The sequence below is a fragment of the Actinomadura mexicana genome, assembly GCF_900188105.1.
Taxonomy (GTDB): Bacteria; Actinomycetota; Actinomycetes; order Streptosporangiales; family Streptosporangiaceae; genus Spirillospora; species Spirillospora mexicana.
Map to the genome: position 1 here is coordinate 194,138 of NZ_FZNP01000003.1, position 22,542 is coordinate 216,679.

The 22,542-nt window shown below is 72.3% G+C and carries 26 protein-coding genes; 17 read left to right on the plus strand and 9 right to left on the minus strand.

The features are described from left to right. Positions 1 to 44: 44 nt before the first annotated feature. The 5 genes from CHC11_RS09445 to CHC11_RS09465 all read left to right on the plus strand — a co-directional run bounded on the left by CHC11_RS09445 (position 45) and on the right by CHC11_RS09465 (position 4,720). The gene (locus CHC11_RS09445; RefSeq protein ID WP_089311261.1) at positions 45 to 875 is read left to right on the plus strand and encodes an SAM hydrolase/SAM-dependent halogenase family protein; all 831 of its coding nucleotides are present in this window, start codon (positions 45 to 47) and stop codon (positions 873 to 875) included. 50 nt (positions 876 to 925) lie between these two features. After that, a complete protein-coding gene (locus tag CHC11_RS09450; RefSeq protein ID WP_245919002.1) occupies positions 926 to 1,780 on the plus strand; it encodes an ABC transporter substrate-binding protein in 855 nt (284 codons plus the stop codon). Beyond that, positions 1,741 to 2,649 carry an amino acid ABC transporter permease gene (locus CHC11_RS09455; protein ID WP_089311263.1) on the plus strand — a complete coding sequence of 303 codons (909 nt, stop codon included), beginning with the start codon at positions 1,741 to 1,743 and terminating at the stop codon, positions 2,647 to 2,649. Before CHC11_RS09450 ends, CHC11_RS09455 begins: the two co-directional genes overlap by 40 nt. Next, positions 2,646 to 3,395 (plus strand): amino acid ABC transporter ATP-binding protein, encoded by a 750-nt coding sequence (locus tag CHC11_RS09460; RefSeq protein WP_089311264.1) that lies wholly within the window; start codon positions 2,646 to 2,648, stop codon positions 3,393 to 3,395. The genes CHC11_RS09455 and CHC11_RS09460 overlap by 4 nt, the downstream gene beginning before the upstream one ends. Positions 3,396 to 3,727: 332 nt before the next feature. Beyond that, positions 3,728 to 4,720, plus strand: a complete 993-nt coding sequence (locus tag CHC11_RS09465; RefSeq protein WP_089311265.1) for a hypothetical protein — start codon at positions 3,728 to 3,730, stop codon at positions 4,718 to 4,720. 149 nt (positions 4,721 to 4,869) lie between these two features. Here the strand turns inward: CHC11_RS09465 and CHC11_RS09470 are convergent, their stop codons facing one another. From CHC11_RS09470 to CHC11_RS09485, 5 genes are all read right to left on the minus strand, one after another. Next, on the minus strand, positions 4,870 to 5,334 hold the full coding sequence (locus CHC11_RS09470) for a hypothetical protein (protein WP_089311266.1): 465 nt from the start codon (positions 5,332 to 5,334) through the stop codon (positions 4,870 to 4,872). Further along, on the minus strand, positions 5,331 to 5,843 hold the full coding sequence (locus CHC11_RS09475) for a COG4315 family predicted lipoprotein (protein WP_218826001.1): 513 nt from the start codon (positions 5,841 to 5,843) through the stop codon (positions 5,331 to 5,333). Before CHC11_RS09475 ends, CHC11_RS09470 begins: the two co-directional genes overlap by 4 nt. Continuing rightward, on the minus strand, positions 5,830 to 6,444 hold the full coding sequence (locus CHC11_RS09480) for a COG4315 family predicted lipoprotein (protein WP_089311267.1): 615 nt from the start codon (positions 6,442 to 6,444) through the stop codon (positions 5,830 to 5,832). The genes CHC11_RS09475 and CHC11_RS09480 overlap by 14 nt, the downstream gene beginning before the upstream one ends. Positions 6,445 to 6,633: 189 nt before the next feature. After that, on the minus strand, positions 6,634 to 6,780 hold the full coding sequence (locus CHC11_RS41200; RefSeq protein ID WP_179278764.1) for a hypothetical protein: 147 nt from the start codon (positions 6,778 to 6,780) through the stop codon (positions 6,634 to 6,636). A gap of 101 nt (positions 6,781 to 6,881) precedes the next feature. Continuing rightward, positions 6,882 to 8,489, minus strand: a complete 1,608-nt coding sequence (locus CHC11_RS09485; RefSeq protein WP_089311268.1) for a peptide chain release factor 3 — start codon at positions 8,487 to 8,489, stop codon at positions 6,882 to 6,884. Positions 8,490 to 8,575: 86 nt separating this feature from the next. On the opposite strand from CHC11_RS09485, the gene CHC11_RS09490 reads away from it, so the two are divergent. Then, positions 8,576 to 8,974 carry a MerR family transcriptional regulator gene (locus tag CHC11_RS09490; protein WP_089311269.1) on the plus strand — a complete coding sequence of 133 codons (399 nt, stop codon included), beginning with the start codon at positions 8,576 to 8,578 and terminating at the stop codon, positions 8,972 to 8,974. 13 nt (positions 8,975 to 8,987) lie between these two features. Here CHC11_RS09490 and CHC11_RS09495 read toward each other — a convergent pair whose 3' ends face one another. Further along, positions 8,988 to 9,626, minus strand: a complete 639-nt coding sequence (locus CHC11_RS09495; protein ID WP_089311270.1) for a TetR/AcrR family transcriptional regulator — start codon at positions 9,624 to 9,626, stop codon at positions 8,988 to 8,990. Positions 9,627 to 9,734: 108 nt separating this feature from the next. Between CHC11_RS09495 and CHC11_RS09500 the strand changes: the two genes are divergently transcribed. Together CHC11_RS09500 and CHC11_RS09505 are read left to right on the plus strand one after the other, a co-directional pair. Further along, positions 9,735 to 10,739 (plus strand): oxygenase MpaB family protein, encoded by a 1,005-nt coding sequence (locus tag CHC11_RS09500; RefSeq protein WP_179278765.1) that lies wholly within the window; start codon positions 9,735 to 9,737, stop codon positions 10,737 to 10,739. Positions 10,740 to 10,880: 141 nt separating this feature from the next. Then, a complete protein-coding gene (locus tag CHC11_RS09505) occupies positions 10,881 to 13,031 on the plus strand; it encodes an acyl-CoA dehydrogenase family protein (RefSeq protein WP_089311272.1) in 2,151 nt (716 codons plus the stop codon). A 44-nt stretch (positions 13,032 to 13,075) separates the two neighbouring features. Here CHC11_RS09505 and CHC11_RS09510 read toward each other — a convergent pair whose 3' ends face one another. Genes CHC11_RS09510 through CHC11_RS09520 form a run of 3 tightly spaced genes read right to left on the minus strand, consistent with a single transcriptional unit; the run spans position 13,076 to position 15,283 of the window. Then, a complete protein-coding gene (locus tag CHC11_RS09510) occupies positions 13,076 to 14,113 on the minus strand; it encodes an aldo/keto reductase (protein WP_089311273.1) in 1,038 nt (345 codons plus the stop codon). A gap of 56 nt (positions 14,114 to 14,169) precedes the next feature. Further along, positions 14,170 to 14,952, minus strand: coding sequence for a hydrogenase nickel incorporation protein HypB (gene hypB, locus CHC11_RS09515; RefSeq protein WP_089311274.1), 783 nt, complete (start codon positions 14,950 to 14,952; stop codon positions 14,170 to 14,172). After that, positions 14,945 to 15,283, minus strand: coding sequence for a hydrogenase maturation nickel metallochaperone HypA/HybF (locus CHC11_RS09520; protein ID WP_089311275.1), 339 nt, complete (start codon positions 15,281 to 15,283; stop codon positions 14,945 to 14,947). The genes hypB and CHC11_RS09520 overlap by 8 nt, the downstream gene beginning before the upstream one ends. A 181-nt stretch (positions 15,284 to 15,464) precedes the next feature. Between CHC11_RS09520 and CHC11_RS09525 the strand changes: the two genes are divergently transcribed. From CHC11_RS09525 to CHC11_RS43370, 9 genes are all read left to right on the plus strand, one after another. Beyond that, positions 15,465 to 16,514, plus strand: a complete 1,050-nt coding sequence (locus CHC11_RS09525; protein ID WP_089311276.1) for an NADH-quinone oxidoreductase subunit B family protein — start codon at positions 15,465 to 15,467, stop codon at positions 16,512 to 16,514. A 134-nt stretch (positions 16,515 to 16,648) separates the two neighbouring features. After that, complete coding sequence (locus tag CHC11_RS09530) at positions 16,649 to 18,454, plus strand: nickel-dependent hydrogenase large subunit (RefSeq protein ID WP_089311277.1); 1,806 nt, start codon at positions 16,649 to 16,651, stop codon at positions 18,452 to 18,454. Next, positions 18,454 to 18,939: a hypothetical protein gene (locus tag CHC11_RS09535; RefSeq protein ID WP_089311278.1), complete on the plus strand. Its 486-nt coding sequence runs from the start codon at positions 18,454 to 18,456 to the stop codon at positions 18,937 to 18,939. The genes CHC11_RS09530 and CHC11_RS09535 overlap by 1 nt, the downstream gene beginning before the upstream one ends. Then, a complete protein-coding gene (locus tag CHC11_RS09540; RefSeq protein WP_245919004.1) occupies positions 18,936 to 19,592 on the plus strand; it encodes a DUF5947 family protein in 657 nt (218 codons plus the stop codon). Before CHC11_RS09535 ends, CHC11_RS09540 begins: the two co-directional genes overlap by 4 nt. Next, a complete protein-coding gene (locus CHC11_RS09545; RefSeq protein WP_089311279.1) occupies positions 19,589 to 19,792 on the plus strand; it encodes a hypothetical protein in 204 nt (67 codons plus the stop codon). The genes CHC11_RS09540 and CHC11_RS09545 overlap by 4 nt, the downstream gene beginning before the upstream one ends. Before the next feature lie 160 nt (positions 19,793 to 19,952). Next, positions 19,953 to 20,627 carry a DUF6084 family protein gene (locus CHC11_RS09550; RefSeq protein ID WP_089311280.1) on the plus strand — a complete coding sequence of 225 codons (675 nt, stop codon included), beginning with the start codon at positions 19,953 to 19,955 and terminating at the stop codon, positions 20,625 to 20,627. After that, positions 20,615 to 21,607, plus strand: coding sequence for a hypothetical protein (locus CHC11_RS09555; protein WP_089311281.1), 993 nt, complete (start codon positions 20,615 to 20,617; stop codon positions 21,605 to 21,607). The genes CHC11_RS09550 and CHC11_RS09555 overlap by 13 nt, the downstream gene beginning before the upstream one ends. Further along, on the plus strand, positions 21,604 to 22,410 hold the full coding sequence (locus tag CHC11_RS09560; RefSeq protein ID WP_218826002.1) for a hydrogenase maturation protease: 807 nt from the start codon (positions 21,604 to 21,606) through the stop codon (positions 22,408 to 22,410). The genes CHC11_RS09555 and CHC11_RS09560 overlap by 4 nt, the downstream gene beginning before the upstream one ends. After that, on the plus strand, positions 22,407 to 22,538 hold the full coding sequence (locus tag CHC11_RS43370) for a hypothetical protein (RefSeq protein ID WP_281258298.1): 132 nt from the start codon (positions 22,407 to 22,409) through the stop codon (positions 22,536 to 22,538). Before CHC11_RS09560 ends, CHC11_RS43370 begins: the two co-directional genes overlap by 4 nt. Positions 22,539 to 22,542: the final 4 nt, after the last annotated feature.

The window sequence follows — 22,542 nt, forward strand, 5'->3', positions numbered from 1 at the left end:
TTCACTCCTGTGCCACGCATCCCTTCCGTTTCATGAGGTCACCCATGCCGCAAAGTCGTCCGTTCGTCAGCCTGGCGACCGACTTCGGTGCGGCGTACACGGCGATCTGCGCGGGAGTGGTGTACGGGATCGCTCCGGACGCGAACGTGCTGGTGCTCAGCGATGAGATCACCCCGTTCGACGTGCGGGAAGGGGCGATGCTGCTGCGGCAGGCGTTGCCGTACCTGCCGGTGGGCGTGCACGTCGGGATCGTGGATCCGGGGGTGGGCACGTCGCGCCGGCCCGTGGCGATCGTGACGGGGCGCGGCGATGTGCTGGTCGGGCCCGACAACGGGCTGCTCGTTCCGGCGGCGGGGGCGCTGGGCGGGATCTCCGGGGCGTACGCCCTGGAGAACCCGGCCTACCGGCTGCCGCAGGTCTCGACCTCGTTCCACGGGCGTGACGTCTTCGCTCCCGCGGCCGCGCATGTCGCCGCGGGTGTGGACGCGGCGGATCTCGGTGCGTCCGTCGAGCCGCTGCCGCTGGACGTACCGCCCCCGGTCGTCCGCCCCGGCGAGCTGACCGTTCCCGTGCTGTACACCGACCGGTTCGGCAGCCAGGTGCTGGGCGCGGAGCGCGGCGACCTGGCGGCGGCGTTCGGCACGCTGGAGCCGGGCACCCCTCTCGACGTGGAGTGGAACGTTGCAGACGCACCGTCCCGGACGGTCCGCGTCCCGTTCCAGCTCACCTTCGGCAGCGTCGCGGTCGGGGAGCCGCTGCTGTGGACCGACTCGTCCGGATGGCTCGCCCTGGGCGTCAACCAGGGACGCGCCGTCGAAGTCCTCGGCCTGGCCGGCGCGCAAACCCTCACTCTGCGCGCGGTGCCGCATCCATGATCCGTCAACCCTCACCGCCGGAGGCATCTCCTGTGATCCGCCGTCCCCTCGTGGCAACGCTCGCCGGCGCCGCCGCGCTCGCCCTCGCCGTCAGCGCCTGCGCTCCGCAGGATGAGGACTCGAACGCCTCGGCGAGCAAGAGCCCCGCCTCCTGCGCCAAGGACAAACTGCCGCTGAAGTCCGCCGGCAAGCTCACCGTCGCGACCGACAAGCCGGCGTTCGAACCGTGGTTCAAGGACGACGACCCGTCCAGCGGGCAGGGCTTCGAGAGCGCCGTCGCCTACGCGGTCGCCGGCCGGCTCGGCTTCAGCAAGGACCAGGTGGTGTGGAAGACCCAGTCGTTCGAGTCGTCGTACGCGCCGGGGCCCAAGACCTTCGACTTCGACATCAACCAGATCTCGGTCACCCCCGCGCGCGAGAAGGCGGTGGCGTTCAGCGACGGCTACTACGACGTGCAGCAGGGCGTCGTGACGCTCAAGGGCGGCAAGTTCGAGAAGGCGACGACCGTCGCGGAGCTGAGCAAGGCGCGCATCGCGGTACAGGTCGGAACGACGTCGCTGCAGGCGGTGAAGAACCAGATCAAGCCCGGGGACGAGCCGAAGATCTTCAACACGCAGATCGACGCGGTGAACGCGCTGAAGAACAAGCAGGTGGACGTGCTGGTGGTGGACCTGCCGACCGCCTTCTACGTCACCGCCGCGCAGATCGACGACTCCAAGATCGTCGGCCAGCTGCCGCAGTCGCAGGGCGGCTCCGCCGAGCACTTCGGGCTGCTCATGGAGCGGGGCAGCGGCCTCGCCGGCTGCCTCGACCAGGCGATCGGGCAGCTGAAGTCGTCCGGTGAGCTGGCGAAGATCGAGCAGCAATGGCTGACGGCGTCGGCCGGCGCGCCCGTCCTGAAGTGACCGCGCAGACGGGCGAGAAGGCCGCCTGGGTCAAGAGCGAGCGGCAGCGCGAACGGGAGCGCCGGCGCCGCCGGGCCGACGTCCGGTCCGGGTCGGTGGCCGCCGCCTCGACGGTGCTGTGCGCCGTGCTCGTGGTGCTCGTGGTGGTGGGGTCGCCGGGCTGGCCGCGCGTGCACGAGACGTTCTTCAACTGGGGCGAGCTCACCGGCGCGTTCCCCGACGTGCTGCGCGGCTTCTGGTTGAACGTGCGGATCTTCCTGATCGCCGAAGTGGTGATCCTGGTGCTGGGGCTGCTGGTCGCGCTCGCACGGGGGCTGCGGACCCCGCTGCTGTTCCCTCTGCGGGCGCTGGCCGTCGCCTACACCGACGTGTTCCGCGGCATCCCGACGATCCTGCTGGTGTACCTGGTCGGGTTCGGGCTACCGGCGCTGCGGTTGCAGGGCCTCCCCGAGAGCCCGGCCGTGCTGGGCGGGTTCGCGCTCGTCCTCTCCTACGGGGCGTACGTCGCGGAGGTGTTCCGGGCAGGCATCGACTCCATCCACCCGAGCCAGCGCGCCGCGGCCCGGTCTCTGGGCCTCAGCAAGGCTCAGAGCCTGCGGTACGTGGTTCTTCCGCAGGCGGTGCGCCGGGTCGTCCCGCCGCTGCTCAACGACTTCGCCTCGCTGCAGAAGGACACCGCGCTCGTCGCGGTGCTCGGTCCGCTGGAGGCGCTGCGGCAGGCGCAGATCCACTCGGCCGAGACTTTCAACTACACCCCCTACCTGGCCACGGCGGTGCTGTTCATCGCGCTGACGGTGCCGATGGCCCGGTTCACCGACCATCTCGCGGCGCGCGCCGAACGCCGCCGCGCCCCCGGAGGCGGCCGATGAGCACCCCGCTGCTGCGCATCGAGGGCGTCTGGAAGACCTACCACGCCCATCCGGTACTGCGCGGCGTCGACCTGGACGTCGCGCCGCACGAGGTGGTCTGCCTCATCGGCGCCTCCGGATCGGGCAAGTCGACGCTGCTGCGCTGCGTCAACGTCCTGGAGACCGTCGACGACGGCGCGATCTTCCTGGAGGACGACGACATCACCGACCCCGGCGCGGACCCCGACGAGGTCCGCAAACGGATCGGGATGGTGTTCCAGTCCTACAACCTGTTCCCGCACATGTCGGTGCTGGACAACATCACCCTCGCGCCGCTCCGCGTCCACAGGCGACCGAAGGCGGAGGCCAACGAGCAGGCGCACGATCTGCTCAAGCGGTTCGGCCTGGCCGACAAGGCCGACGAGTACCCCGACCGGCTGTCGGGCGGCCAGCAGCAGCGTGTCGCGATCATCCGGGCCATGGCCACCCGTCCGAGCCTGCTCCTGCTGGACGAGGTGACCTCCGCGCTCGACCCCGAACTCGTCACCGAGGTCATGGGCATCATCCGGGAGCTCAAGGACTCCGGCATGACGATGATCCTGGCCACGCACGAGATGGGATTCGCCCGCGACATCGCCGACACCGTCTGCTTCCTCCATGACGGAGTCCTCCTGGAACGCGGCCCGGCCGAGCAGATCTTCGAAGAGCCCACCGAGCCGCGCACCCGCGAGTTCCTGAGCCGCGTCCTGGAGTCCCGCCGCCTCTGAAGGAGCGGCGCCCTGGACGGGCGCGGCGGATCCGGGCGACCGGCCGCCTCCCACGGCAGGCGGCATCCTCGTGTGAACGAGGGTGCCGCCTTTTCTCGTCCATGACCTCGGTCGGCCCTGTTCCGGCCGTGTGATCTGCGTCTTTTCTTCACCGGCCGCGGTGCGCCCGCGGCTCTTCTCCACACGGTCCTCACTGTTCCGGCCGTGCGCCGGGACATGTCCGGGTTCTGTGGAACCCCGGCGTGTCCTGGCGCGGTCTGCCAGAGCACGCCGTGGTTTCCGAACCACAGCCACCTCCGTCCTCAGGGCGGAGTCGTCACAAAGGAAAAACTGTGTACGGCATTGTCGTATTCGGCGAACTGTTGATTCAACAGATCGGCTGGGCTTTTAACACCCTGGCCGACCCACTGGCGAGCGGGCTGGTCACGGGCGTGGTCGGTGGCCTCGTGATCTGGGGCTGGACGGTCTGGAGGACCCGAAGGGCCCTTCCGTTCCGGTCGCTCACGCCCTACGACCGCGTGATCGTCGGTCGCCTCGCGGTCGGCCTCGTAGTGATCAACGTGCTCTACCCCTACGGCTCCCAGTTGGTGGGCATGGGGGCGATCATCACGATGTCCGCCCTCGGGCCGCTCTGCTCCAACGGCGGAGTACTGTGGACGATCTTCCGGCATCCCAAGGAGGCGCCGGACGGCGTCCTTCGTGACGCCGTCCTGAGCGTCGCGTTCCGCGTGGCCGCGTTCGCGGGGGTCGTGGTCGTCAACAACCCCGGGGACGGGTTCGAGCACTCTCTCTGGGAGACGGTGATCGGGATCGGCTGCGGCCTTCTCGGCGCCTGGAGCTTCTGGAACTACCTCCACTGCCTGTACGACGAGGAGCACTATCCGAAGGCCGAAGACCGGCTGAGGATTCTGGCGGTGGCGGATCTCGTCGCGATTCCCCTCACCGCCCTCGCGGTGTGGGGGGCGAGCCCCCTCCTCGGCGGAGGGTACTCGGAGTTGTCGGGGAAGGTGGTCCTGCTGGGCTCCTGCGCAGGCATCCTGTCCTTCGCGGTGCCGACGATCATCGGTGCCTGGGTGAGCGGCAAGGTCTCGCTGAACGTGTCGAGCCTGCTCTACCTGCTCGACAGTCCGATGGGGTGCTTGATCGGCTTCCTCGGCGCCGTCTGGGGGGTGCTGCCTGCGGTACAGGCCCCCGGCTCCCTGGTCTGGATCGGGATGGGCATCGTCTTCCTCGCGGCGCTCGCCGCCGTGAGGTGCCCGATCCCGAAGGTGAAGTGGTCGAAGAAGGAGAACCGCTTCATCCTGCCGATGGGCGATCCCGCCTGACGGTCACACCGGCCGGGCGGGGGGCGGCGTACGCGCCGCGGCCCGCCCGGAACAACACCACCAGTGGGGAGGGGCCGCCGCCCCTCCCCACACTTCGTCCCCCCAGCTCTCGCCGCCCGAGCACCTGCACGACGCCGCCGCCGAATATTTCAGGCCACTGGTCGGGCGGAATGGTCAGCTGGGTCTGCTTCGGGTGGGGGACGTAGTCGGCGCATTTCGAGGGCCAGGAAGGCGGTGAGTGCGACGACGGCGGCGGACTCCAGAGCGAGTGCGAGTTCGACGGTGGTTCGGTAGCCGTATTCGTGGAAGCCGAACAGTGCGGCCTTTTCGCTGATCAGGAGGCCGATGAGGGTTCCCAGCAGGAAAACGATCGCTCCGAGCGCCACGAGTGCGTGGGGTGCGCGACCGGCGATCGGCACGGAGCCAAGGCCGGGCAGGGACCTCAGCGGGCCGGCCAGCACCAGCCCCAGCACCACCGCCCCGGCGAAGTTGAGCAGGAACAGCACGCCGATGACCGGGATGACGCGGTAGTAGTCCGCGAAGTACTCGTAGAGATGGACCGCGCCGATGCCGAACAGCAGCAGCACGCCCAGATAGCGCAGCAGATGACTCATGGCGATCCTGTGCTCGTTCCGCTCTGGATCTGCTGGCCCTGCGGGGAGACGGCGTACCATTCGGCGCCGAACTGGGTGAGGGCCTGGCCGTGGATGTCGCCGCGTCCGGTGTCGGCTTGGTAGTAGTACAACGGGTGGCCCGCGTAGACGATCTGCGGGGGGCCGTCAGAGCGAGTGATCGAGGTGATCTCGGACTGCCGGGCGGCTCCGGCCGTGCTCGGAGAGCCCCGGGTGGTCGCCGGTGGCCAGATGCTCGCGCACGCCCCTGAACAGGTCGACTGGTTCGGTGGGTCGGCGACGAACAGGTAAAGCGTTCGTCCCGTCCTGTCCACCAGGATCTGCCCGAGGTGCGGCGCCTGGTCCGAACCGATCTGCATCCGGCCGGGATTCTGCGAGTTGGTCGCGGTCGCGCAGCCGGCGAGCGCCAACGCCGCCAGCGCCGCGATCGGGGCGGCGAGAAGCCTCCCGCGGGACCGGGCCGTCCGGCGGCGCATCTCAGTAGCCGCCACCGCCGCCCGACTGCTGTTTCGTCACTGGAGCACCGGAGGGGGACAGCACGTACCACTTGGCGCCGAACTGGTTGAGACCTTGCCCATTGGCGCTGCCGCCCGTGGTGCCGTCAGGCGCGTAATAGTAGAGAGGATGCCCGCTGTAGGTGACCTCGGTCGTGCCGTCGCTTCGCTTGGTGGTGCCCAGCTTCGACGCGTCGACCCCCGAACCGGCCTGGGGCTTTCCGCCGGCGGTGACCGGCGGCCACACCGCCGCGCACGATCCGGAGCAGGCCGAGGTGGTCCCCGTGTCCTTCTGGAACAGGTACACGGTCCGGGCCTGGCCGCCGACCAGAATCTGCCCCAGTTGCCCGACGTTCGCGGTCTGTATCATCGCAGCGGCCGCGCCGCCGCCGCTGCTGCTGGTGGTGGCGGCCGAGGGCGCGGGTGACGTCTTCTCGCCGGACGAGTTGTTCGACCCGCCGCACCCGGCGACCGCTACCACGGCGGCCGCGGAGACCACCAGCGGCCCCGCGATGGCCGGGATCCGCGACCGGCGGCGCCGCAGGACGGCGGCCGGATCGGACGAACGGACCGTGGCGGCCGGATGTTCCTGAACCATGCGTGCCCCCTCCCGGAGCGCGGTACCGGAAGGCCGGTACCTCCTTCGGCGTCGCATACCCGCGCGGCCGGGGAGCGAACTGCCCCTTCCCAGCCATGAACTGGTCTTTCCACTACCGCTTGACCGTTGACGCGTCCATTGCGGTGCGGTCTTCACAATGCGGAGGAGGATCTCGCCCGCGCGGCGGGCTCAGGTCGGTTCGGGGGCGTCGCGTCTGGGCGGGAGGGCCAGGGAGGCGGCGGCCATGGCGAGGAACATGAGCGCCATGAGCTGGAAGGCGTCGCCGTAGGCGTTCGCCGAGGACGGCGGGGTGGCCGCGCGGCCGGTCTTCACCACGCCGGAGACGGCGCGCGACCGCGTCGTCTCCGCGATCGCCGCCCTCTGCGGAGACGGGTAGCCCGTGCCGTTCGCGGCGCGAGCAGGCGCGTCGTCACGGGTCAGTCCGGGACGCCCGCGGCGAGCATGGGGGTGAGGGTGAGGTCGGGGTGTTCGCGTTCGATCGCGCGTACTCGCCACTTGTCGATGAAGACCGCGATGTGGGAGCCGTCGAGGGTGCGGGTGAGCACCTCGATGCCGCGGCGCCCGTTGAGCGTCTCGGCGGACTCCTTGTCGGTGATGCGGGCGGTCGTGTAGTCGAGGCGGGACAGCTCGGTCGGCGCGCCGAACTCGTCGGCCATCCGCGCGGTGAACACGTCGAACTGGAGCGGGCCGACCGCGGCCAGGACGGGGGCCTGGTCGCCGCGCAGGTCGCTGCGCAGCACCTGCACGACGCCCTCGCTGTCGAGCTGGTCGATGCCGCGGCGGAACTGCTTGGCCCGGCTGTTGTCCTTGACGCGCGCCACCATGAAGTGCTCGGGGGCGAACGCCGGGATCGGCGGGAACGTCACGGGGGTCTTGGTGTACAGGGTGTCGCCGACGGTCAGGCCGGAGGCGTTGGGCAGCCCGATCACGTCCCCGGGGTAGGCGGCGTCCAGGGTGGAGCGGTCGCGGCCGAAGACCGTCTGGGCGTACTTGGTCGCCAGCGGGCGCCCGGTCGGGGCGTGGGTGAGGGTCGCGCCGCGCTCGAACCGGCCCGAGCAGACCCGGATGAAGGCCAGCCGGTCGCGGTGCGCCCGGTCCATGCCCGCCTGCACCTTGAACACCTGCCCGGAGAACGGCGCCGTCACCGGGCGCTCGCGGCCTTCGGCGTCGGGGCGCGCGGACGGCGCGGGCGCCAGGCGGCGCACGGTGTCCAGCAGCGCGCTCACGCCGAAGTTGGGCAGCGCGGCGCCGAACAGGACGGGGGTGCAGGCGCCGGCGGCGAAGGCCTCCATGTCCAGGACGGCGCCGATCTCCTCCAGCAGCGCCAGCTCCTCGTTCGCGGTCACCCACGCCGGGCCCTCCTCGGCGGCGGCACGGTCGGCCGGGACGCGTTCGGCGGCCGCCCGGGTGGCGCCGCCGGGGGTGCGGCGGAACCGGGTGTAGGAGCCGTCGGCGCGGTCGATCAGGCCGCGGAAGTCCCCGGCGATCCCGACCGGCCAGTTCAGCGGCGCCGGGTGCAGGCCGATGCGCTGCTCGACCTCGTCCAGCAGTTCCAGCGGTTCGCGGCCCGGCCGGTCCCACTTGTTGACGAACGTGATGACGGGGATGCCGCGGTGGCGGCACACGTCGAACAGCTTGAGCGTCTGCGCCTCCAGGCCCTTGGCCGAGTCGAGCAGCATGATCGCCCCGTCGACGGCGGCCAGCACCCGGTAGGTGTCCTCGGAGAAGTCCGCGTGGCCCGGGGTGTCGAGCAGGTTCAGAAGGGCGTCGCCGAACTCGAACCGCAGCACCGAGGAGGTGATGGAGATGCCGCGCGAGCGCTCCATGTCCATCCAGTCCGAGCGCACGCCCCGCCGCCCGGCCTTGCCGTGCACCGCGCCGGCCTGCTCGATCGCCTGCGCGTGCAGGGCCAGGGCCTCGGTCAGCGTGGACTTGCCCGCGTCCGGGTGACTGATCACCGCGAACGTCCGGCGCCGCGCCGCCTCCGCCGCAACGTCCTCCGCCGTGCCGATTCCGGCGCTCACCGCGCTCCCCTCTCCGACGACCGTCCCCCCATACTCTAACCTCACGTTAGAGTAAGTTCGGCCGGTGGCGTGGGGAGAGGAACCCGATGGACGGCAGGCACATGCAGATCGGCGAGGTCGCGGACCGGACCGGCCTGAGCCTGCGCACCATCCGCCACTACGAGGAGGTCGGCCTCGCCCTCCCCACGGCGCGATCGCAGGGCGGGTTCCGCCTCTACACCGACGGCGACGTCGCGCGCCTGCTGGTCATCAAGCGGATGAAGCCGCTCGACTTCAGCCTCGACGAGATGCGCGACCTGCTGACCGTCCTGGACCGGCTCCGTTCCGACGCCGGCGGCGGCGCGGCGCGCGACGAGCTCACCGAGCGCCTCGCCCTCTACCGCTCCCTGGTCGAGGAGCGCTGCGACAAGATCCGCACCCGGCTGTCGGACGCCGAGCAGTTCTCCACCGAGCTCTCGGCGGAACTGGGCAGGCACCGCCGCTGACGGGGCCGCGCCGCTATCCGCGGGGGAGGCGGGGGGCGGTCGTGGCGTGGAGGGCGAGGGAGAGTTCGACGGCGCTGTCGACGACGGCGTCGAGGTCGCCGCCCAGCCGGCCGTCGGCCCACTGCTGGGCCAGCTCGGTCATCGCGCCGGTGAACATCGTCGCGGCGACGACGACGGGGAGCGGCGGGCTCTCGGCGCGGCTCATCGCGAGGACGCCCTCCAGCAGGGCGGTCTGCGCGGCGCGGCGGCGCTCGGCCAGCACCTCGTTGCCGCGCGCCTCGGCGAACAGGACGCGGCCCCGGCGGGGGTCGGCGCTGATGAAGCTCAGCACGCCGCGGATGCCGGCGCGGGTGCGGACGTCGGGGTGGGGGCCCGCGGCGTCCAGGGCGCCGGCCAGGACCTCGCCGAGGGCGGCGGCCTCCCGGTCGTAGACGGCGGCGAGCAGGGCGCCGGTGTCGGCGAAGTTCTCGTAGAAGTAGCGCGTGTGCAGCTCTGCCTCGCGGCAGACGGCACGGACGGTGAGGGCGGCCTCGCCCTCCTCGCCGAACAGCCGGAACGCGGCCCGGACGAGCATGGCGCGCCGCTCGTCGCGGCGCCGGCTCGCGGGGACGCCGGCCCACCGCGTGGACGCGGCCGTGCGCGTGCTCGCCATGCCGGTCACCCTACCCCGCCGGGCCGCGGGGCCCCGAAGTCTGGACACGGATGTACCCAGACACTTACTCTGGATACACCTGTCACCAGAATGGGCCGGGAGTGCGGCATGCCATCGAGGACCAACATCATCGCGGCGCGGTTCGAGCGGGCCTTCGACGCCGAGATCCGCTCCCGGTTCTTCCGCGGGCTGGAGTTCGCCGGCCCGGAGGGAGACCCCGGCTGGTTCGGGCCCGGCAGCGCGGTCTGGTACGTCCACTCGCACCTGCCGACCCTGCTGCTCGGGCTGGTCGGGGCCGCCTACATCGAGGGACTGGACCCGAGCATCAGCTGGATGGCCTACGACCACTCCCGCATCCCCGAGCGCGCCGACGGCGTCCCGACCGGCGGCATCGACCCCGAGGGCGCGGCCGTGCGGCTCGGGCACTCCCTCTCGTTCTTCATCGGGACGGCCTACGGCTCCACCGCGACCGCCGAGCGGCTCGCCCGGACCGTCCGCGCCATGCACCACACGGTGAAGGGCACCCGTCCGGACGGCCTGGCCTACGACGCCGACGACCCCGACTGGCTGCGCTGGAACTACGCGACGGTGGTGTGGGGGCTGGCGACGGCGCACGAGCGCTACCACCGCCGCCCGCTCAAGGGCGACGACCTGGAGCGCTACTACCGCGAGTTCGTCCGCGTCGGCGAGGCCCTCGGCGGAACGGACCTGCCCGCCACCAAGGCTGACGTCGCCGAGTGCCTGGAGTCCTACCTGCCGCGTCTCGCGATCACCCCCATCAAGGCGTTCGGGACCGGACCCAACCTGCGCGACAGCAAGACCAGGCCGTGGGAGCCCGGCAGCCCGTTCATGGACTGGGCGGCCCGCGACATGCTGCCGGAGTGGGCGCGCAAGCTCGCCCTCTACCAGCCGCCCAACCCGGTGACGCTGCGGCTGCGCCGGACGACGCTGTGGGCCGTCCTCAACGCCCTGCACGACGCCACCGGCCCGCTGCCGGAGTTCCGCCAGGCGCGGGCCCGGGTCGCGGCGGGGGTGTCGGCGCCGGTCGCCTCCACCGCGCCGGTCGAGCCCGACCCGGTGCTGTCGCGCGCGGAGGTGGAGGCCACCGCCTGACCCGCCGAACGGCGTTCGGGTGCGGCTGCGGCACCCGGTCGGCGGGCGGGCGACGCTGTTCTGATCGGGCCTCCCCCTCGCCTTGGACGGTAACCGAATGCCATTCTGGTGTTCTGGCCGGGACGGAAGCTTGGAGGGGCCATGGCGATCGCCATCAGCGACGAACACCGCGAACTGGCACGGACGGCGCGCTCGTTCCTGCGCGACCGGGAGGCGCGGGCGGCGAACCGCGCGCTGCTGGACGCCGAGAAGGAGACCCTGCCCGCCTTCTGGGCGGAGTTCGCCGCGCTGGGACTGCTCGGCCTGCACCTGCCCGAGGAGCACGGCGGCGGGGGCGCGGGCCTGCCGGAGCTGGTCGTGGTCGCCGAGGAGCTCGGCCGCGCCGCCGCGCCCGGCCCGATGCTGCCGACGATGATCGCGTCCGCGGTGCTCGCCGCGTCGGGGGACCGGGAGCGGCGGGCCCGGCTCCTGCCCGGCCTCGCGTCGGGCGAGGTCCCCGCGGCCCTCGGGCTGGACGGCGCGCTCACCGTGACCGGCGGCGCCGCCACCGGCGACGCGGGCGTCGTGCTGGGCGGCGGCCTCGCGGAACTGCTCGTCCTGCCCGCGGGCGACGACATGGTCGTCGTGCGGGCCGGCGGCCCGGGCGTCGCGGTCGAGGTGCCCGGCAACCTGGACCCGTCCCGCCGCTCCGCGCGCGTGCGGCTGGACGGCGCCGCCGTGGAGGTCCTCGCCGGGGCCCGCGCGCACGCGACCGCCGTCGCCCGGACGCTGATGTCCGCCGAGGCGGTCGGCGGCGCGCTGGAGTGCGTCGAGACCGCCACCGCGTATGCCAAGGTGCGGCAGCAGTTCGGGCGGCCGATCGCGACGTTCCAGGCCGTCAAGCACCACTGCGCGAACATGCTCGTCGCCGCTGAGCTGGCCACGGCCGCGGTGTGGGACGCGGCGCGGGCCGCGTCCGGACCGTCCGACCAGTTCGAACTTGCCGCGGCCGTGGCGGCGGCGCTCGCCCTGCCCGCCTTCACCTCCGACGCGGGCCTGAACATCCAGGTGCACGGCGGCATCGGCTTCACCTGGGAGCACGACGCGCACCTGCTGCTGCGCCGGGCCGCGGCGCTGGAGGCCGTCGCCGGCCCGCGCGGCGCGGAGCGGGACGTGACCCGGCTGCGGGCGGCCGGGGTCGTCCGGGAGGCGAGCCTGGACCTGCCGCCCGAGGCCGAGGCGCGGCGCGCGGAGATCCGCGAGCTGGCCCGGGAGATCGCCGCGCTGCCCGAGGACGAGCAGCGCGAGAGGCTCATCGAGACCGGCTACGTCCAGCCGCACTGGCCGCGCCCCTGGGGCGTGGCGGCGAGCGCCGGGCTGCAACTGGTCATCGAGGACGAGTTCCGCGCCGCGGGCGTGAAGCGCCCCCAGCTCGGCATCACCGGCTGGGTGATCCTCACGCTCGTCCAGCACGGCACCCGGGACCAGGTCGACCGGTGGGTGCGCCCGGCGCTCACCGGCGAGGAGGTCTGGTGCCAGCTGTTCAGCGAGCCCGACGCCGGGTCGGACGCGGCGGCCGTCAAGACCCGCGCCGTCAAGGTGGACGGCGGCTGGGTCGTCAACGGCCAGAAAGTGTGGACGAGCGGCGCCCAGTACTGCCGCTGGGGCTTCGCCACCGTCCGCACCGACCCCGACGCGCCGAAGCACTCCGGCGTCACGATGGTCGTCGTCGACATGCACCACCCCGGTGTGGAGGTCCGGCCGCTGCGCCAGACGACCGGCACCTCCGACTTCAACGAGGTGTTCTTCTCCGACGTCTTCGTCCCCGACGCCGACGTCGTCGGCGCACCCAACCAGGGGTGGACGGTCGCCCGCGCCACCCTCGGCAACGAGCGGGTCAGCATCGGCGGCGGCGTCGGCGGCCCGCCGGGGCCCGACGTGTTCCGGCTCTACGCCGAGCGCGGCGACCGCGTCCCGGCGGCGGCCGAGCGCGTCGGCGCCTACGCCGCCGAGGAGCAGGCCCTGCGGCTGCTCAACCTGCGGTCCGCCGAGCGCGCGGTCGCGGGCGGCGAGCCGGGCCCCGAGGGCAACATCACCAAGCTCGTCCTCGCCGAGCACGGCCACGCCACCGCCGCCCTCCTCGCCGAGTTCGCCGGGCCCGAGGCCGCGTTCACCGAGGGCCTCGGCCAGTTCGCGGGCCTGATGCGCCTCGGGTCCCGCGGCATGTCGATCGCGGGCGGCACCTCCGAGATCACCCGCAACCAGATCGCCGAGCGCATCCTCGGCCTGCCCCGCGACCCGCTGATCCGGTAGGGACGGTCCGGCCCCGGCGCGGCCGCGCCGGGGCCGGGGCCTTGTCAGGACCAGCGGCGGTTTCCCGCGTCCAGGGACGGGTTGCCGGTCATGTGCCTGATGCCGGCCATGTCGGTACCGGGCGGGACGACCTCGTCGATGGCGTCCAGGACGGCGGCGTCGAGCCGGACGTCGGCGGCGCCGAGCAGGTCCTCCAGCTGCGCCATCGTCTTCGGTCCGATGATCGTCGAGGTGATGGCCGGGTGCTCGGCGACGAACCCGAGGGCCAGGTGGGTCAGCGAGAGTCCCGCTTCTTCGGCGATCTTGGTGAGGCGCTCCACGGCGTCGTAGCGGGCCGGCACGCTGGGGTCGGTGTCGACGGTGCGGCCCCGCCACGCCGAGTTGTCCGAGGGCGCGAAGCGGGCGCCCTCGGGGGCCTGCTCGCCGCGCCGGTACTTGCCGGTGAGCCAGCCGCCGGCGAGCGGGCTCCACGGGATGACGCCCATGCCGTGCCGCCGCGCCGCGGGCAGCACCGACTCCTCGATCGACCGCGCGAAGATCGAGTACTGCGGCTGCTCGCAGACGAACCGGACGCCGCCCCGGCGCTCGGCGGCCCACTGCGCCTCGACGATCCAGTCGGCGGGGTAGGACGACGACCCGACGTAGAGCACCTTGCCCTGGCGGACGAGGTCGGTCAGCGCGTCGAGGGTCTCCTCGAGGTCGGTCTCCCAGTCGCGGCGGTGCATCTGGTACAGGTCGATGCGGTCGGTGCCGAGGCGGCGCAGGCTGTCCTCCACGGCGCGGACGATGTGGCGCCGCGAGCCGCCCCGCGCGTTGCGCTCCTCGCCGAGCGGGAAGAAGAACTTGGACGCGAGGACGACGTCGTCCCGGCGGCCCTTGAGGGCCTTCCCGAGGATCTCCTCGCTCTCCCCGGCCGAGTACATGTCGGCGGTGTCGATAAAATTGATCCCGGCGTCCAGCGCCCGGTGGACGATGCGCTCGGACTCGCCGTGGTCGGGGTTGCCGACGGCGCCGAACATCATCGCGCCGAGGGTCTGGGTGCTGACCTCGACGCCGGTACGGCCGAGCTTGCGGTACTGCATGCGTGCTCCTCGTCAGTCGCTCGCGCAGAACGCTAGGTGCTGGAGCGCACTCCAGGTCAAGGCCCGGCCGTCGCCTCGTCGAGCCAGTCGTACCAGGCGTCCAGGCCGTCGCCGCGGGTCGCCGAGACGGGCAGGACGCGCAGCCCGGGGCACAGCCGGCGGGCCGCGTCCCGGCAGGCGTCCACGTCGAAGTCGACGTACGGCAGCAGGTCGGTCTTGTTCAGCAGCAGGACGTCCGCGCCGCGGAACATGTGCGGGTACTTCAGCGGTTTGTCGTCGCCCTCGGTGACGGACATGAGCACGACGCGGGCCCGCTCGCCGAGGTCGAACAGCGCCGGGCAGACGAGGTTGCCGACGTTCTCCACGAACACCGTGGAGCCGTCCGGCGGCGCCAGCGCGGCCAGTGCGCCCGCCACCATCGCGGCGTCGAGGTGGCAGCCGGCGCCGGTGTTGACCTGGACGGTCCGGGCCCCGGCGGCGGCGAGGCGCCGCGCGTCCAGCAGCGTCTCCTGGTCGCCCTCGATCACCGAGATCGGGCGGTCCGGGCTCAGGTCGGCGACGGTGCGCGCCAGCAGCGTCGTCTTCCCCGAACCCGGGGAGCTCATCACGTTGAGCGCGGCGATGCCGCGTTCGGCCAGCCACACCCGGTTCCGCCCGGCCAGGTCGTCGTTGCGGGCCAGGACCTTCTGGCCCAGCGTCACGACGTGCCCGTCCCCGTCCCCGTGTCCGTCCCCGTGTCCGTGGACGGGTTCGTGGACGTGGCCGGGGGCGTCCCCCGGGGCCGCCAGGGTCGTCAGGCGCGCGGCGTCCCCGCCGTCGCAGCCGCAGGTCTCACACATCGTCGGCGACCTCCACCGCAGTGATCGTCAGGTCGGCGCCGCCGCTGATCGTCACGTCGGCGCTGCCGCACGGGCACAGCGCGAGCGGATCGCGCGCGGGGAACGAGGCCCCGCAGCCGGCGCAGTCGCCCACGCCCTCCGGCTCGGTGATGTCGAGCCGCGCGCCCTCGACGCACGTCCCCTCGCCGGCCAGTTCGAAGCAGAAACGCACCGCGTCCGGCATGACTCCGGAAAGTCTCCCTATTTCGAGGTGCACCACCACCACCCGTGAATCGGGCAATTGGGTAGAAATTGCCGCGATAACGCTCTCCGTCACGACCAGTTCGTGCACGCGCCCCCCCGGCCCGCTTCCATTGTCCCAGCGCCGTTCTGCTGCCCCGATCTTCCCAGCTCAAACGGTGTGTTTACCGAATCGGGGAAACGGCTTGGGGGGCTTTTCGGTCGGTGTTTCGCGCCGTTCCCGCAGGGCAACCGCATGGGTGATGACCGCAGCCGGTCGAGGGGGGGAAGCGATGACGAGCGTCGCTCCGGCGCAACCGCTGACGGACGAGATCCACATTCTGTGGACGTCCGAGGGAATGAGCTGCGACGGGGACACGATCTCGGTGACCGCGGCCTCGCTGCCGAGCATCGAGGACGTCGTCCTCGGCGCGATACCGGGCCTGCCGAAGGTTCACCTTCACAACAAGGTGCTCGCCTACGAGAACGGCGACGAGTTCATGGAGGCGTTCCGGCAGGCCGCGCGCGGCGAGCTGGCGCCCTTCATCCTCGTCGTCGAGGGTTCGATCCCCAACGAGAACATCAGCGGGGACGGCTACTGGACGTCGATGGGAAACGATCCCGAGACCGGCGAGCCGATCACGCTGAACACGTGGATCGACCGGCTCGCGCCGAAGGCGTGGGCGGTCGTGGCGATCGGCACGTGCGCGACCTACGGCGGCATCCACGCCATGGCGGGCAACCCGACGGGCTGCATGGGCCTCGCCGACTACCTCGGCTGGGACTTCCGCTCCGCGGGCGGGCTGCCGATCGTTAACGTGCCGGGCTGCCCCGTGCAGCCGGACAACTTCATGGAGACGCTGCTCTGGGTGCTGCACCAGGCGGTCGGGCAGGCGCCGGTCATCCCGCTGGACGACAAGCTGCGCCCGACGTGGCTGTTCGGCAAGACCGTCCACGAGGGCTGCGACCGCGCCGCCTACTACGAGCAGGCCGACTTCGCGCGCGACTACAACTCGCCGAAGTGCCAGGTGAAGATCGGATGCTGGGGCCCGGTCGTGAACTGCAACGTCACCAAGCGCGGCTGGATGGACGGCGTCGGCGGCTGCCCCAACGTGGGCGGCATCTGCATCGGCTGCACCATGCCCGGCTTCCCGGACAAGTTCATGCCGTTCATGGACGAGCCGCCGGGGGCGAGCCTGTCCTCGACGCTGCTGCGGTCCTACGGGCCGTTCATCCGGAAGATGCGGTCGATCACCAACAAGGGCGCGAACCGGGAGCCGAAGTGGCGCCACAACCGGGAGAGGCTGACCAGCGGCTACCAGCCCCGCTGGCCGCACCAGTGAGCGGCGGCCGCGCCGGCGGGCGACCCCGCCGGCGCGGTCCGGCCTGACCAGGAAAGACACGGACGCAGGACGGCCGCGCCGACCGACGGTGGCCGGGCGATGGAACAGGGGCGAGTCATGAAGCGGGGCGAGTCATGAAGCAGGGGACGCAGGCGCGAGGCGAACGGGCCGCCACGCAGGCGGGGCTCGTCGAGGTGGCGTTCGACCCGATCACCCGGATCGTCGGCAACCTCGGCATCTACACCAAGATCGACTTCGCGAACGGGCAGGTGGCCGAGTGCCGGAGCACCTCGTCCATCTTCCGCGGCTACAGCGTTTTCATGAAGGGCAAGGACCCGCGCGACGCGCACTTCATCACCAGCCGGATCTGCGGCATCTGCGGCGACAACCACGCGACCTGCTCGGTCTACGCCCAGAACATGGCCTACGGGATCAAGCCGCCGCCGCTCGCCGACTGGATCATCAACCTCGGCGAGGCCGCCGAGTACATGTTCGACCACACGCTGTTCCAGGACAACCTGGTCTTCGTCGACTTCTGCGAGCGGATGGTCGCCGAGACGAACCCGGGCCTGCTGGCGACGGCCAAGAACACCGACGCGCCGCGCGGCTCCGTCCACGGGTTCCGCACTATCGCCGACATCATGACGGCGTTCAACCCCTTCGAGGGCTCGGTCTACAAGGAGGCCCTCCAGCTCAGCCGCATCACCCGCGAGATGATCTGCCTGATGGAGGGGCGCCACGTCCACCCGTCGACGCTGTACCCGGGCGGTGTGGGGACGGTCGCGACGCCGCAGGTCTTCACCGACTACCTCGTCCGGCTGACCCGCTGCCTCGACTTCGTCAAGCGTGCCGTCGCGATGAACGACGACATCTTCGACTTCTTCCTGGAGGCGCTGCCCGGCTACGACCAGGTGGGCCGGCGGCGGACGCTGCTCGGCTGCTGGGGCGCCTTCCAGAACCCGGACGTCGTCGACTACGACTACCGGCACATGTCCGAGTGGGGGCGGGCCGCCTACGTCACCCCCGGCATCGTCGTGGACGGGCAGCTCGTCACGACGGACCTGGTCGAGATCAACCTCGGCATGCGGATCCTGCTCGGCAGCTCCTACTACGACGACTGGGTGAACGAGGAGACCTTCGTCAAGGAGGACCCGCTCGGCAACCCGATCGACCAGCGGCACCCGTGGAACCAGACGACGCTGCCGAACCCGCAGAAGCGCGACCTCGACGGCGGCAAGTACAGCTGGGTGATGAGCCCCCGCTGGCGCCACCCCGGGACCGGCGACCACCTCGCGCTCGACACCGGCGGCGGGCCGCTCGCCCGGCTGTGGGCGACCGCGCTGGCCGGCGAGGTGGACACGCCGTACGTCCGCTCCACCGGGCACAGCGTCCAGATCGACCTGCCGAAGACCCCCGGCATGCCGGAGGTCAACCTGGAGTGGAGACCGCCGCAGTACGCCAACACGATCGAGCGCGACCGGGCCCGCGCGTACTTCATCGCCTACGCGGCGGGGATGGCGCTGCACTTCGCCGAGAAGGCCCTCGACGAGGTCCGCTCCGGACGGACGAAGGTGTTCACCGACTTCGACGTGCCGGACGAGGCGATCGGCTGCGGGTTCCACGAGGCGGTCCGCGGCGTGCTGTCGCACCACCTCGTCATCCGCGACGGCAAGATCGCCAACTACCACCCGTACCCGCCGACGCCGTGGAACGCCAGCCCGCGCGACTCCTACGGCACGCCGGGCCCCTACGAGGACGCCGTCCAGGGGCAGCCGATCTTCGAGGAGAACGGCCCGGACGACTTCAAGGGCATCGACATCATGCGGACCGTCCGCAGCTTCGACCCGTGCCTGCCGTGCGGCGTGCACATGTACGTCGGCAACGGCCGGACGATCGAGAAGCGGCACTCCCCGATGTTCGGCGCCCAGGAAGGCCACTGATGGGCTGGGACGACGAGCGCGTCCGCGAGCACGTCCAGCGACTCGAAGGGCTGCTCGACGGGCTCGACCCCGGGGCGCACCAGGCCGTCCAGGCGCTGGTGGAGCTGTACGGGGAGGCGCTCGACCGGATCGTGCGGCTCTGCGCGGACGCCTCGGCGCTGGCCGGCGACGAGCTGGTCTGCCACCTGCTGGCCATGCACGGCCTGCACCCCGAGTCGCCGGAGGCGCGGGTCCGGCGGGCCCTCGCCGCGCTGGAGGGGTTCCTGGGCAAGCACCGCACGTCCGTTGAGCTGACCGGGGTCGACGGGGAGGCGGTGCGGCTGAAGGTCGCGACCGAGGGGCGCGCCGCCGCGCCCCGCCCGGTGCTGGACGCCGTGGAGCGGGCGGCCCTCGCCGCGGCGCCGGAACTGGAGCGGGTCGAGATCGAGGCGCCCGCGCCGGAGAAGGTGCTGATCACCCTGGACCAGGTGCGGAGCCGCGTATGACGCCGGGGCTCCGCACGCCGAGGCTGGCCGCGCTGGCCTCGGCTCCGCCGTGCCCGGCGCCGCCGCCGGGCGGGGCCGCCGAGCGGTGCGAGCTGTGCGCCGAGCCCGTGCACGACGCGCACCGGCACCTGCTCGACCTGGAGGAGGGCGAGCTGCTGTGCGCGTGCGGGGCGTGCGCCGTGCTGTTCGACGGCCAGGCGGCGGGCGGGCGGCACTACCGGCTCGTCCCGGACCGGCGGCGCGAGCTGACCGGCTTCCGCCTGGACGGCCCGCTGTGGGCGGGCCTGGAAATCCCGGTCGACCTGGCCTTCTTCTCCGTCTCCGGGACGGGCGAGGTCACCGCCCGCTATCCGAGCCCGGCGGGGGCGCTGCACGCGGCCGTCCACGCCGGGAGCTGGCGGCGCCTGGCCGAGGCCAACCCCGTCCTGGCGGAGCTGCGCCCGGACGTGGAGGCGCTCGTCGTGCACCGGGCGCGGGACGCGGCCGAGCACTGGATGCTCCCGGTCGACGACTGCTACCGCCTCACCGCCCTGCTGCGCGAGCACTGGACGGGCTTCACCGGCGGCGACGCGGTCTGGCATCACATCGGCGCGTTCTTCACCGAGTTGAAGGCGGCCCGGGCGGCCGCCGGGGAGAAGAGGGGAACACGATGATCAGAGTGGGGAAGCCCGACGTCACTCCCGACAAGCCCGCGCACACGAAGGGCGTCCACGAGGGCAACCAGACGGGCAACTACGACAAGCAGGTCGGGCACCTGCCCGACGGCACGTCCACCGCGGCCCGCTCGACGGGGATCAACCCGGAGACCCACGGCCCGATCCTCGACTCGATGCCGAATCTGTCACCAGCATGAGCGCAGCGAACCGGGGGGTGTGGGGGGTCGTCCCCCCACAAAAACAGGGCATGAGCGCAGCGAACCGGGGGGCGTGGCGGGTCGTCCCCCCACAGGGGCAGGGCATGAGCGCAGCGGTCCGGGGGGCGTGGCGGGTCTTTCCCGCGCGGGGAGACGGAGCATGATGAACGGGACACCGGAGCTCGGGCTCGACCTGCTCGGCATCGAGCCGGAGAGGTTCGCGGCGACGCCGACGCTGAGCCTGCGGATCGGGTTGCGGCGGCTGGACGGCGGGCCCGTCCAGTGCGTCCTGCTCACCACGACGGTGACGATCGCGGCGGCGCGCCGCGGCTACGACGACGCCGAGCGCGACCGGCTCGCCGGGGTGTTCGGCCCGCCGGAGATGTGGGACCGGTCGCTGCGCGGCCTGACCTGGGCGCGCGTCGGCGCCACCGTGCCGACGTTCCAGGGCGGGACGGAGGCGGCGCTGTCCCTGCCGTGCGGGCACGACATGCAGGTCGCGGCCGACCGGTACCTGCACGCGCTCGGCGGCGGCGACGTCCCGCTCGACCTGGCCTTCAACGGCACGGTCTTCTACCCCGGCGAGGACGGCGCGCTGCGCACCGGGCAGATCCCGTGGCATCACGAGGCCACCGGCGACCTGCCGCTCCAGGTGTGGCGTGACCTGATGGGCCGCTACTACGGCACGGCCCGCTGGCTGCGGCTGGACGACGACTGCTTCGGCCGCCTGTCGGCCTACCGGGCCCGCCGCGCGCACTCCTCGTTCGACGACACGGTCGACGAACTGCTGCGCCACGCCGAGAAGCGGCGGGAGGAGGAAGAGTGGACCGCTTGAGGGCGATCGCGGACACCGTCCTCTACGAGGGGTACCTCCTCTGGCCGTACCGCCGGTCCGCCCTGAAGAACCGGCGGCGCTGGACGATCGGGGGCGTCTATCCGCGCGGCTACGCCGAACGGAACGGCGACCGCTGGACGGTCCACGCCGAGTTCCTCCTTGAGGCCGGCCCCGGCGCCGGCGTCGAGGTCACGCTGCGGTTCCTGCACGCGGTGCACCGCCAGGTGATGCACGGCGACGTTCCCGTGGACGAGATCCGCGTCGGGGACGAGACCTGCACCAGCTGGCAGGAGGCCCGCGAACGCGAGCTCACCAGCGGCCCGATCGCGGTCGCTCGCCTCGTGCGCGCTCCCGTCCGCGTCCCCGTCGAGGTGGTCGCGGGCACCGAAGAGGAGCCCGTGGACGGCAAGGCGTCGTGCAGCGGCGGCGGCGTGCGGTTCGTCCGGTCGTGGGAGCACGTGGCAGGGCGGGTCGAGGTCTCGGCCGTGCCCGCCGGGGACGGCGTGGTGCGGCTGCGCGTCGAGGTCGTCAACACCGGCACCGCCGAGGAGCGCGAGGACGCCGTCCGCGCCGGGATGCTGTGCGCGCATGTCGTGGCGCACACGGGCGGCGGCGCGTTCGTCTCGCTCACGGATCCGCCGGAGCGGCTCGCCGAGGCGGCGGCCGAGTGCGGCAAGGAGGGGCTCTGGCCGGTCCTGGCGGGGGAGCCGGGCAGCCGCGACACCGTCCTCGCGGCGCCGATCGTCCTCTACGACTGGCCGCAGGTGGCGCCGGAGAGTCCGGGCGACCTGTTCGACGGGACGGAGATCGACCAGCTGCTGATCCTCAGCGTGCTCAGCCTCACCGAGGACGAGCGGCGGGAGATGGCGGCGACCGACCCGAAGGCGCGGCAGATCCTGGAGCGGTGCGGCGCCCTGTCGTCCGGTGAGCTCCTCGCGCTGCACGGCACGCTGCGGGATCCGCGGAGGGACGTCTGGTGAGCGGGGACGATGTGAGCGGGGACGATGTGAGCGGGGACGACGTGAGCGCGGGCGGGCGGGAGCCGGGTCCGGGGAGCCGGGTCCGGCTGCGCCCCCGCGGGGGAGCGGACATCTTCGACCTGGCGCTCGTCGGGCGCACCGCCGTCGTCGAGCGCGTCGAGGAGGACATGGAGGGCGGGGTGCACCTGGTCGTCGCGCTGGACGACGACCCGGGCCGCGACCTCGGCCCCTACAACCAGCTCGGGCACCGCTTCTTCGTCCGGCCGGACGAGGTCGAGCCGCTGCCCGGGGCGGCGCCGTCCCGCAAGGTGCTCGTCGCGGGGATCGGGAACGTCTTCCACGGCGACGACGGGTTCGGGGTGGAGGTCGTCCGGCGGCTGGCGACCCGGGCTCGGCCGCCCGGCGTGGACGTGGTCGACTTCGGCATCCGCGGCATCGACCTCATGTACGCGCTCGGCGACGGCTACGAGGCCGCGGTCCTGGTCGACGCGGCCGAGCGCGGCCACGCGCCCGGCACCGTGTCGCTGGTCGAGCCCGGCCCGGACGACTTCGGCGGCGTCGCCGTCGATGCGCACGGCCTGGACCCGGCGCAGGTGCTGCGGCTGGCCCGGGACAACGGCCCGGTCCCGGCGCGCATCCTGCTCGTCGCGTGCGAGCCGTCGGCGCGGACCACGGACGCCACCTGGGAGATGAGGCTCAGCGCGCCGGTCGGCGCGGCGGTCGAGGAGGCCGCCGGGATGGTCGAGCGGCTGCTGGCGGAGGAATTCACGCAGGAACTCGCGCAGGAGGGAGCGGGGGGATGAGGAAAGGGATCTGCATCGGCTCGGGCGTCGTCCGGCTGATGCTCGGACTGGTCGCGGTCGCCGCGATCGTGGTGCTCGTCAAGGAGGTGCCGGCGCTGCGCCGGTACGTCAAAGCCGAGTCGATGTGATCGG